The sequence below is a fragment of the Tepidibacter formicigenes DSM 15518 genome (assembly GCF_900142235.1).
In the GTDB taxonomy this organism is placed as follows: Bacteria; Bacillota; Clostridia; order Peptostreptococcales; family Peptostreptococcaceae; genus Tepidibacter; species Tepidibacter formicigenes.
The window spans coordinates 1-11899 of the sequence record NZ_FRAE01000078.1; the positions used below are offsets into that span (position 1 = coordinate 1).

At 27.3% G+C, this 11899-nt stretch carries 11 protein-coding genes and 1 pseudogene; 1 reads left to right on the top strand and 11 read right to left on the bottom strand.

Translation table 11 applies throughout. The annotated features are described in order from the left end of the window. Window positions 1-282: 282 nt before the first annotated feature. From BUA77_RS11570 to BUA77_RS11615, 11 genes are all read right to left on the bottom strand, one after another. A complete protein-coding gene (locus BUA77_RS11570) occupies window positions 283-1389 on the bottom strand; it encodes a D-alanine--D-alanine ligase (protein ID WP_072890377.1) in 1107 nt (368 codons plus the stop codon). 106 nt (window positions 1390-1495) lie between these two features. After that, window positions 1496-2821 carry a germination protein YpeB gene (gene ypeB, locus BUA77_RS11575; RefSeq protein WP_072890403.1) on the bottom strand — a complete coding sequence of 442 codons (1326 nt, stop codon included), beginning with the start codon at window positions 2819-2821 and terminating at the stop codon, window positions 1496-1498. A 14-nt stretch (window positions 2822-2835) separates the two neighbouring features. After that, entirely contained in the window at window positions 2836-3519 is a 684-nt protein-coding gene (gene sleB, locus BUA77_RS11580) for a spore cortex-lytic enzyme (protein WP_330390104.1), read from the bottom strand. A gap of 13 nt (window positions 3520-3532) precedes the next feature. Further along, a complete protein-coding gene (gene spoIIR / locus BUA77_RS11585; protein WP_072890381.1) occupies window positions 3533-4180 on the bottom strand; it encodes a stage II sporulation protein R in 648 nt (215 codons plus the stop codon). A gap of 45 nt (window positions 4181-4225) precedes the next feature. After that, window positions 4226-5377 (bottom strand): Ger(x)C family spore germination protein, encoded by a 1152-nt coding sequence (locus BUA77_RS11590; RefSeq protein WP_072890384.1) that lies wholly within the window; start codon window positions 5375-5377, stop codon window positions 4226-4228. After that, entirely contained in the window at window positions 5374-6474 is a 1101-nt protein-coding gene (locus BUA77_RS11595; RefSeq protein ID WP_072890387.1) for a GerAB/ArcD/ProY family transporter, read from the bottom strand. Before BUA77_RS11595 ends, BUA77_RS11590 begins: the two co-directional genes overlap by 4 nt. Beyond that, the gene (locus tag BUA77_RS11600; protein ID WP_072890391.1) at window positions 6471-8000 is read right to left on the bottom strand and encodes a spore germination protein; all 1530 of its coding nucleotides are present in this window, start codon (window positions 7998-8000) and stop codon (window positions 6471-6473) included. Before BUA77_RS11600 ends, BUA77_RS11595 begins: the two co-directional genes overlap by 4 nt. A 5-nt stretch (window positions 8001-8005) precedes the next feature. Continuing rightward, on the bottom strand, window positions 8006-8176 hold the full coding sequence (locus BUA77_RS14830; protein ID WP_408645648.1) for a CLC_0170 family protein: 171 nt from the start codon (window positions 8174-8176) through the stop codon (window positions 8006-8008). A gap of 154 nt (window positions 8177-8330) precedes the next feature. Beyond that, entirely contained in the window at window positions 8331-9032 is a 702-nt protein-coding gene (locus BUA77_RS11605; protein ID WP_072890394.1) for a GntR family transcriptional regulator, read from the bottom strand. After that, a complete protein-coding gene (ispE, locus tag BUA77_RS11610; protein ID WP_072890396.1) occupies window positions 9004-9879 on the bottom strand; it encodes a 4-(cytidine 5'-diphospho)-2-C-methyl-D-erythritol kinase in 876 nt (291 codons plus the stop codon). Before ispE ends, BUA77_RS11605 begins: the two co-directional genes overlap by 29 nt. 104 nt (window positions 9880-9983) lie before the next feature. Then, the gene (locus BUA77_RS11615) at window positions 9984-11534 is read right to left on the bottom strand and encodes a DUF3794 and LysM peptidoglycan-binding domain-containing protein (RefSeq protein WP_072890400.1); all 1551 of its coding nucleotides are present in this window, start codon (window positions 11532-11534) and stop codon (window positions 9984-9986) included. A gap of 163 nt (window positions 11535-11697) precedes the next feature. Between BUA77_RS11615 and BUA77_RS11620 the strand changes: the two are divergent. After that, a pseudogene (locus BUA77_RS11620) lies at window positions 11698-11899 on the top strand (ISNCY family transposase); the annotation flags it as partial.

Sequence of the window (11899 nt, forward strand, 5' to 3'; positions counted from 1 at the left end):
TTCAAATCAAATCATCTAAAGTTAGAAATACTGTTTCTTTAAAAGCTGATGTTTTACTGGCTTGTATTTCTCAGTTAGTTGCGTTTGTTTTAATGTTTAAGACTAACAATATCCACAATCCTCTTGCTATTAAATCTTTAATTGCTTAAGTTTTTTTAAACTCTATATCCTTTTTAAAAAGGTTTTACTGAACCTTTATTTAACTGCGTCTTTTTTTGAATATTACTGTTAATAACTCTTTCTATTTAGTAATTTCAACTCAATTTTTCTGTGGATAACCTTTCACTCTATTTTGCAACTACCTAAATGAGTTATACATTTATCAGTATATCTTTTTATAGCTAACTGTATAAGCTTATCTATAAGATTACTATAAGAAATCCCTGTAGCTTCCCACAGCTTTGGGTACATGCTTATATTGGTAAATCCAGGCATTGTATTTATTTCATTTATATATATATTATCTGTATTTTTTTCAATAAAGAAATCTACTCTCGAAAGACCAGACCCATCTATTGCTTTAAAGGCTTTTACTGCCATATTTTTAATTTCATCAATAATTTTATTATCGATTTTTGCAGGTATTAAGAGTTTTGATGATTCATTTAAATATTTTGCTTCATAATCATAAAATTCTTTTGCCGGAATAATTTCTCCTGGTACAGATGCATATACTTCTTCATTTCCTAAAACAGATACTTCTACTTCTCTTGCATCTATTCCTTGTTCTAAAACAATTCTTTTGTCGTATTTTAATGCTTCATTTATTCCATTTATAAGATCTTCTCTATTTTTAGCTTTAGATATTCCAACACTTGACCCTAAATTAGCAGGCTTTATAAATATAGGATAAGAAATTTCTTTTTCAATCTCCTCTAATACTTTATCTTTATTTTTATTAAAATCCCATTTTGTTGTATAGGTATATTTAACCTGAGGAAGATTTTCCTGCTCAAATACTTTTTTACAAATCAATTTATCCATTCCCACACTTGATGATAAAACACCACATCCTACATAAGGAATATTACTTATTTCAAATAATCCTTGTATAGAACCATCTTCACCATAAGGTCCATGAAGAGCAGGAAATAATACATCTATTTTTTCAAATTTTCCATTTTCAAATTCTATTCCTATATTTTTATTTATTGTTGGTATTAAATTTATGTTTACATTTTTATTTGCTGTTTTTTCCCAAGTTCCATTTTTTATATTTTCTACATCACCTTCATAATAAAGCCAATTGCCTTCTTTTGTTATTCCAATGGTAAAAACATTATATTTTTCTTTATCTATAAACTTGTATATAGAAGTAGCCGAAGATAAAGAAACTTCATGTTCTCCTGACTTTCCTCCAAAAATTAAAGCAACATTAATTTTATTCATAACAGCACCTTCTCTCAAAATATATATTAATTATCATTATATGCACTTAACTACTGTATTGATTATATTTTATTTTAACAAAAAAATAAAGAAGCATATAGCTTCTTTACATAGTTAATGTTCCATTTTCATTTTTTATAAGCTCAAATATCTTTTGTTGTTTTCCAGTAATTGCATCCACATAGATTAAGAAATTTCTATTTTCATATTCTACTCTAAATTCATAACAAAGCTTTTCTTTTTTACCTTCTGTTGGTATTATAGCAAGTTTACTTTTTAAAATTTTTGCACCTCTTATTATGCTTTTGCTAGCTTCATCAGCACTAACTTTAGGTGTATTTATCTCTCTATTATAATGACTTACTAAATACCCTTGAGATTCAAAACCTACTACTTCTCCACTATCAAGTGCAACCTTAATTTTAATAAGGTCTGGATAAATAGTAACATTTTCTTGCTTATATGAGAAATTAAAAGTTGTAGTTCCATCATACCTTAAAGAATATGTTGGAACCATGTCCTTATATCCTTTTTTATCCAAAAAATCTTTTGCTATTTTTAAAGCTTCTCCTTTTTTTAAAGTAGGTTCTTTAACATTTCTTGTATCTATCATCCATACTATTTTACCACCAGTTTCACTAACTACCATTGATATATTATTATTTTTAAAAACATAACCTGGAATTGTTGAGTTTTTAACTCTTCCATCATAGGTTAAATCTGATATGTTTTTTTCTTTTAAGAAGTTGATTGCTATTTCTTTTGCTTTATTTTTATCTATCTTTTTCCCTTTAAGTCTTGGTTTTATATTTCCTATATGTTCTGAAAATGGTCCATCATATATAAGTTCAGGAGTTTCACTCATTCTTTCTTCTATTCTTATCATACTTGTAGCCATTATACTTTTATTAGTTTTTTTAAGCTTTTTATTAGATTTTGTTACTATATCAAAAAACTCTACTTTACCTTTTGCTATACTTGTTTGTAATTCACCAAGTTCTTCAGATAAATATTGAGCATTTTTTTGAAGTTCATAAAGCTTCTTTCTTTCTTTTTCATTAAGATTTTTATCATCTAATGCCTCTTTTGCAAGTGTTACAGTATAATCTCCTACTTGCGTTAAAAATTTTTCTGTTTTACCTAACGCTCTATGATTTAATGGAAGTTGAGACATTTTTTCTTGTGCTGAATATGATTGATTCATTATGTCTGTAAGTATTATAACATTTTGTTTTGTAGAGGTACTTACATTTACTTTTGATAAGTCTGACTGTATAGTCTCTACATTTCCCATTAACTCATAAAACATCCTTTGATATTGTGCATCTAAATGTCTTTTATATCCTATTTTTTGAGAATACTGAGTTGCTCCCCAAAGAATAGATACTACAAGAACTCCTATCAAAATATTTATTTTTCTCTTTGTACTCAAAGTATCCCTTCTTTCTAATAAGTCCCTTTTGCAAACCAATGTTTTCCTATTTTTAAAGTTGGCTTTAGCCTCCAAATCCATTTACTAGTTGCTGTTGCTGGATTCCAGTAATATATAGCTCCTCCTGTAGGATCCCATCCATTAATTGCGTCTCTTGCTGCTCTTATAGCAGTCTCTGTTGGATTTAAATTTATTTGTCCATCATCAACTGCTGTAAATGCTCCTGGTTGATATATAACCCCAGCAATTGAATGAGGAAATTTAGCATCTTTAGTTCTATTTAATATAACTGCACCTACAGCAACCTGTCCAACATAGGGTTCTCCCCTTGCTTCTCCAGTTATTGCTTTTGAAAGAAGATATATATCATCATTTCTTGAAATTGCTGTTCTCTTAGTTTTAATTGGAATTCCTAAAGCTTTTTTAGTTGAATCTCCTACAATCCCATCAACCTTTAAGTTATGCTTTTTTTGAAATTTTCTTATTGCTAGATAAGTTCTATATCCATAAATGCCATCTACTCTACCATCATAATAACCCCATCTTTTAAGCTTTGACTGTACAACTTTAACCTCTTCTCCCTTTGATCCCCAAAATATATTTGCTTGTCCATAGGCTATATAATCATCTACATAAAAGGTTATTGCTAAAAGTGAAACTATAAAGAAAATTGACATAAATACCAATGCCTTTTTCACTCTTTATCACTCCTTATTTATTCTTTGCTAAATATTTAGTATGCTTGTTTTTTATTTTTTCTATAATCTCTAGAATTTTAAATTTAAGTTTAACTTCATTATTGTCTACCAGTATCATATTATATTCTTCTTTTGTAAGAACTTTTGTTAGGTTCTTTTTGGTTTTTTTATCTGTTATGCCATGGTTTATATCTATAAAACAAAGAGGAGGAAACATTACGCACCACCAGTTTTTACCTTTTCCCTCTCCTATAATAACCTTCACAGCTTTATATTTTCCTGCTGGAAGAACTATATTTGAATATTTTTTAGTTGGAAAATTGCTATATCCAAGATCAGCACTCACCTTATAATCCTTGTTATTATTTTTAATTTCAGTAGAAGCTATATTTTCTATATTTTTTAAATTTGCTTCAATTATTTCTTTTGTTTCTTCTATACTCTTAGAATTTTCAAGCTTCGGAGATAAATAAGCTATTACTTTATCTCTTACTTTAAGCTTTAAATCCTGATCTTCCTTTGAATCACTATTTGCAATAACATGAAATCTAATTAATTTTTCCTTATACGCATCTCTGTTTTTATATATGTCCTGTAAATAAAATACCCCTGATAAAATAATTAAAATAGATATAGTTAGTATTACCGTTATTTTTTTCATATTATATTCCCCCTTATAAATTCATATATGTATTATGTCCAAGTTTTACCTAACTATACCTATTCTTCTAATTTTACTGTTTACTTTTATATTCAATTCCATAGTAGCAAAATAATGATCCCAGTCATCACTTATTTTTTTATACAACTTCGGATTGAACTTATATATATTACTATGCACTCCTATTGCATCTGCATTATAATCTTTTTGAAGCTTTATTATTAAACTTTTTATATTATCTTCCATTTTCTTCTCTACTAGCTTTTCAACTTCTCTAATTCCTTTATCATTTGCTACTAATCCTTTTACCGCAAGCTTATGCTGAGTTATATCACCCTCTGTTTCTATATATATCTCTAATACTAAATTATTATCTTTTTCTCTAACCTTTAACTTGCTTGATGTGCTAGTAATATTATAAGCCACTGGAACATTTTTATAGTTAACATGTATATCCATAACATTATAATTTTTTTTAGTTATCATATTTAAATATCTAGATTCCTCATCACTTAATTCTCCTACAAGTTTATAATCTTTTAATATAGCAGATCCTTCTATCTCTGTTCTTTTCTTATTTTCTACTATACTTGTAAGAGGTAGAACAGCTACTTTATTTTCTTGAATATCTCTTATTACTTTATTTAATGTACTATCTACAGCAGTACCATTCTTTACAGCTGAAGTCAATATATTTACATAATAAGCTCCAATTATTGGCTGTTCTGTTGGTTTTACTTTTATTATATCTGATGCATTTTGTTTAGATGCTAATATAAACATTTTTCTTGAAAAAACCTTATTCCTTACTATTCCATCCATAACTTCTCTAAACAAATCTTCATTAATTAATAAGTCTTCCCCCAAAATTATTACCTTATTATGAGATAAATCTAAATCAAAAGGTGACCTTGATTGTATTTCATTTAATACCGTATCAAAGGTTTCTCCTTTTGATTCCCAATAAAATGAAGGTTCTTTTGTAAGGGATTGCTTATTTCCAAGCAAAGCCACATTAGGTATCTTAAATGATACTTTTATACTATCTGACTCTTTTTTCTTTTCTTTTTCAGATAATTTATCTATTCCTAATCCTATTACAAATCCTCTTGCATTTATCTCTATTTTATCCCAACATCCAGATAATAAAGCAATAATAAAAAAAGCAGAAAATATTGCTAGAATTTTTCTTTTCATATTTTTTTCACCTTCTTATTAGATATTGCAATTATAAATAATATTGTAGGAATTACCGCCATGGCTATAATTTGAATAACAAGAGAAAATTTAGAATTTAATATATCATAAACATGAGCTAAATTTTGAGGACATAGTGATATTACATATACAATAGGTATAATGGGAAAATTGAAGTAACCAGCTTCCTTACAATTTAAAATGTCAGCAATTATTAATGATGCATTATATAAAAATACGCATATAGTCATGAATATATTTAAAGTCCAAGCCCCCATAACTAATGCATCTAAATTTTCCAAAAAAGCTCCTGGAATATCAATTACTTTAACAAGAGTTAAAGTAGGCCACATTAAATGAGAAGTTTCAACTTGACCAAATACAGCAACAGTTATTACTACAAAAAAAATATATATTAACCCTATAAAAATCAATGTAATATATTGTATTTTAAATGCATCCTTTGGTTTCCTTAAAAAAAATCCTATAATAAGCATTGCTTCAAATCCAGAAAAAGCAAAAACAGTATTAAAAATAGAAGGCAATATTTTTGGAATACTTGCATTAGAAATAGGCATCAAATTGGTAAAATCTGCAGTTTGTAACGAAAAAAAGAAAATAACTATAACGGGAATTCCCATAAGAATAAGTAATATTTGAGATAATCTAGCTATTCCTTCTATTCCTTTTCTTGCTCCATATGCACATACAATTAACATTAATATAATTATTACTTCAGAAGGAGTTTTTTTAAGCATATACATTTTTATGACTTCAACAAATATTCTTGTTACCATACCCATGCTATATACGTAATATATAAAAAATACAAAACCTATTAAATATGCACCTGGTTTAGTTAATAATTCTTCTCCTATTTGCATAATTGTTTTATTAGGAAAATAATATATGACTTTATAAATAAAATATCCTAATATTATACATATCATAGTAGATATTATTAAAACAATAAAAACAGCTCCACTCACTTCATCTACCAAATTTCTCGGAAGAGAAAGAATACCTACTCCTAATATACTAGAAATTAATAATGTTATAGCTTGAGATGTTGTTATTTTTTCTTTACTAGAAATCATTTTTTAATATCATCCTCCCCAAATACTTCTTTTCTTTTGTCATCTAATCTATTCGAATCTTTATTTGTATATATTTTGGGCCTAAATTTCATAGAAGACATAGGCATTCTGACTAATGTATCTTTTAAATCCTTATAATTTTCTCCTATAGAAGATAAAGGAGATAAATATGGAATTCCAAAACTTCTTAAATTAGATAAATTAATTAAAATAACTAAAAAAGCTAATATTATTCCATATAGTCCTAGAATAGATGCTGCAAACATAAAAATAAATCTAAGCATTCTAAATCCTATCGCCATATTGTAACTAGGAGTAGCAAATGAGGATATTGCAGTTACAGCAACTATAATAACCATAAGAGGACTGACAATACCAGCTTGCACTGCAGCTTGACCTATTACTAAACCTCCTACAATACCAATAGTTGCTCCTATAGCTCTTGGAAGCCTAACACCAGCTTCTCTTAAAAGTTCTAATGTTCCCTCCATAATAAAAGCTTCAGTAAATGCAGGGAAAGGAACTCCTTGCCTAGTTGCACCAAGATATAGCGCTAACTCTGTAGGAAGCATACCAGGGTGATAAGATGTTATTGCTATATATAAAGCTGGTAAAAGCAAAGAAAAAGCAGTAGCAAATATTCTTATTAATCTAATAAGACTAGATATTATCCACCTTTCATAATAATCATCAGGAGATTGCAAAAAAGTATTTAGTGTAACTGGAACTATAAGAGCAAAGGGAGTATTATCTACTAATATCGCAACTCTTCCTTCATATAGTGCCGCGGATACAACATCAGGTCTTTCAGTGTACTGAATTTGAGGAAATAAAGAATAACAGCTATCCTCTATTAACTGTTCTATACTTCCAGATTCTTGAATTGCATCTATATCCATTTCATCTAATCTTTTTTTAACTTCTTCTAAAACTTCTTTATTGACTATATCTTCTATATATAAAAGAGCTACATCTGTTTTTGATCTTTTTCCTAAAGATAAATTTTTTAATTTAAAGTTTGTATCTCGTATACGCCTTCTAACAAGAGATGTATTAATCTTTAACGTCTCTGTAAATCCATCTCTAGGACCTCTTATTACGACTTCAGATTGAGGTTCTGATACTGATCGAGTAGGCCAACCTCTTGAAGAAAGCATTATACCTTCTTTTATCCCATCTATAAAAAGAATTGTCTCCCCAACAAGTATATTTTTAATAGCTTCTTCTATATCATCTATTTCTTTAATCTCAGTTATTGCTAAAGTTTTATCTTTTATTAAATCCTTTATATTTGTCTTTATTTCATTAGGCTCTGCCATTCTAGAATTAACTATTAAGTTATTAAGAGCAAAATCGCTTATAAGGGCTTTATCTGTAAGCCCATCTATATAAACCAATGCCATTTTATAACCTTTATTAAATCCAACTTCAATTTCTCTTATAACTAAATCATCACAATCTTTAAATTCAGTTTTTATCTTATCTAGTTTTTTATCTAAACCTTCATCATGTTTAATTACAGTCATTTTATTCACCTCATAAAGGAGTAATATATTACATATCCAAAAGAAACAGTTACGTATACCAGTCCTATTACTCTAGCTATTTTATAATCTTTCCTTAAATTTTTTTTCTTTAAAATATAGCAATCCCAAAAAAACAAATATAATCCTACGGCTAAAAATAAAAAAAAGTTGTACACCTTATCAGCTCCTAATAAAATTAAATACTATTTTCACATATATAATTTTTCCCAAAAATATACTTACAATACATAAAAAAATAAAAGTCCCTAATTATTTTTATTATTAATAATAAAAATAATTAGGGACTTTATATATTATAATTTATATACATTAACTTTCTTTTTTTCTTCTAGATTTTTCAATTATAAAATTTTCTGCATTTTCTATATGATGCATTGCACGTTCCATGGCAAGCTTTGAGTCTCTCTTGTATATAGCTTCTATTATATCTTCATGCTCTTTAACTAAATTTTTAGATGTATCATAATCAGATATATAAGTAACTCTAAATCTGTATACCTGTTCTCTTAGAGAATTATTTATTTGAATAAGCTTTTGATTATTTGTTGAGCTAAATATATGATCATGAAACTCAATATCCTTTTGAACCATCATATCTATATCTCCATCTTCTAAACTTTTTTTGAATTGATAAAAAATAAGCTCTAACTTTTCTATATCTTCATCACTCATTCTTTCTGCTGCTACAGATGCTGCAAGTCCTTCTAATGCTCCTCTAATTTCTAAAACCTCTATTATATCTTTTAGAGATACATCTGCAACATATGCCCCTTTTCTAGGAAGCATAATTACTAATCCTTCAAGCTCTAATTTTCTTATAGCTTCTCTTACAGGAGTTCTACTTACACCTAACTGTTCTGCAAGTTGAACTTCCATAAGCCTTTGTCCTGGGTCTAACTTTCCTTTTAAAATAGCCTCTCTTAAATGTTCAAATACTATTTCTCTTAAAGGCTTATAGTTTTCTAACTTTAATTTCTCTAGTCTATCCTTCAACTTCAATTCCTCCTTCATAACTTTTTATCAAATATGTTTGTTTATATAATTCTCCTAATTTCTCCTTTGCATATTTAGCATAATTAAAATTATCAAATATTCCAAAAACCGTAGGACCACTTCCACTCATCATAGATCCTAAAGCTTTATATTCTAGCATTTTTCTTTTTATCTCTGTTATTTCTGTATACTTTGTTTCAGTTACACACTCAAGGACATTTGCCATATTTGTACTTAAAGAATGTATATCTTTTTTCTCTAAACAACCAATTAAAAATTCTATATTAGGTCTTTTATTAACTTTTGACATATTAAGGCTATTGTAAACCCAAGCAGTTGATACAGATATATCTGGTTTACATATAAGTATATGTATATTATCTAACCCATTTATAGGAGTTAATTTTTCTCCTATACCTTGTGCTAGAGCAGCTCCTCCCATTATACAAAATGGTACATCTGCACCTAATTTTAGCCCTAAATCCATAATTTCATCTTTACTAAGTTTTAAATCCCAAAGCTTATTAAGTCCAATAAGTACTCCTCCTGCATTAGTACTTCCTCCAGCAAGCCCTGCTGCTATAGGAATATTTTTCTCTATTTTTATTTTAATACCTCTATCTATATTAAATTTATCTTTAATAAGTTGTACTGCTTTATAAGCTATATTTTTAGAATCTAGTGGTACATAAGGGTTATTACTTTCTATTACTATTCCACTATTTATCTCTTCTATACTTACATAATCATATAGGTCTATAGTCTGCATAATCATCTCAACCAAATGATAATTATCTTTTCTTTTCCCTAATACATCTATAGCTAAATTTATTTTAGCTCTACATTTTAACTTTAAAAATGACATAGTATCCTCCTCTTTTATTCTGCTAACTATATTATACTATAATTATGTTATTACAAAAAACAAAAAGTCCCAATATTACAAATAATATGGGACTTTTTGTTACATTATATTTCTGTAACTACTTTTTTCTCTATAATTAAATATTGACCTTCCTTTAATTTTTCTTCTTTATCAATTTCATTAGTCTGAGCTAGTTCTTCTAATGTTGTATTATATCGTTTAGCAACATCCCAAAGAGTTTCTCCTTCTTTTGCTATATATATTGTTATACTAGGTCTTGAACTTAAATCTAAATTACCCTGTAGTTCACCATTTACTATAAACTTACTTTCTATACTTTCTACTACTTCAAAATTAGATTTACATTTAATTTTAATATCTATTTCATTTTTCTGTAAATTATAATCTATTTCTTCTAAATCTATCTTTACATAAGACTGCATACTTTCTTTAGTGTTATTTAAATCTATAGAATACTTAAATGGAATCTCTTCTGTTATTGTATAAACTGGTCTTAACCCTTCTACTGGAGTATATAGTATATCTACATGAATAATTCCTTCTAATGTATTTTTATTTTCCATAATAAAGTTATCTGTTACAAATACTTTTGTATCAATATTCAATATTTCTTTAATTTCTATATCTTCTCTATCATTTTGAATACTCTCACTTACCACAAAATCTTCCACTCTAAAATCTACTAATTTATTTAAATTTAAACATTTATCATCAAGCTTTAAACCCTTGTATGGACAATAAGCATCTTCAAGTATTTCTCTAGTAATATTTTCTGAAACTTTGACTCTTGATTTTACTGTAGAATCAACTTCCAATAAATTACATTTTCCTTCTTCATCTTCTTTTAGATCAAATTTAAAATCTATTAATTCTACATATGCATCTTCTTTCATTCCCTCAACAACTCCAGGAACTTCAATAAATTGTGTGAATTCTATATTATTATCCTTTAACTTAAGTATATCTCCTTCTCTAGATAATGCAACAGGATTTAATTCTACCACTCCTCCTAAAATAACTTTATTATCAGATAATCTAGTTTCTTTAAGTTTTACTTTAGGATTCAAAGATATTATACTTTCAATATCTTCATTTTCCCCTAAACTTATAATTTCTTTAACTATACTTTCTCCTTTTTCTACTCCTACTATATCTTCATAATGTATTTCTTTTCTATGAGTTTGTATATCATCAAGTCCTGTAATATCTCTTACTATATCTATTTTATCTCTTCCAAACAGACTTCCTTTTATATTTACTAAGCATCCTAATTTTATTTTTCTTTCATTAATTATACTACAGTCTATATGTTCTATATCCCCAATTAATATACTTTTCATATCAGAAGTTATATCATCTTTTTCTATTACTTCATTAAGTTCTAATTTCCCATATAAATTTGATATTTTTTTATCTTGAGTTATATAGATTACATTATAATTCAAATCTCCTCTTAGTATAATTTTTCCTTCCATTATGTCTTCTTTCTTTAATGATATGTACCCTTCTGTTTTTATTATTTCAAATACATCCTCCTTTATATCAGGTACTAAAACCTCTGATTCTAAAAACGTCTGAAATCTTGAAAAGTTAATCCTATTATCTAATTTTATGATATCTTTTATTAAATCCATTCTTTTCCCCCCCATGTGAATATACATTAGCTCGTTGCAGAACTCTACAACTCGCATAAATACTACATTTAAATTTATAGAAATGGCTAAGTTTCCCCCATTTTGGGTATATATACATTAACTAGATGTGTATAACTCAAAATGAAAAAAGGAGGAAAAACTTATGCCAGTTCAAGCTAAACAATTAAACTTTTCTAATATTTCTTCTGATTTTGAAAAGTTTTTTAATCAAAATCAATACAATTTACTTTCTATGTTAAATCATTTTTTTGATATTAGTGATTTCATCCCACTTTCTTTTTATCAAAAATATTATTCTAATTTTGGACGTAAAAGAAATTTTTCTCTTGAATCTATGATTAATG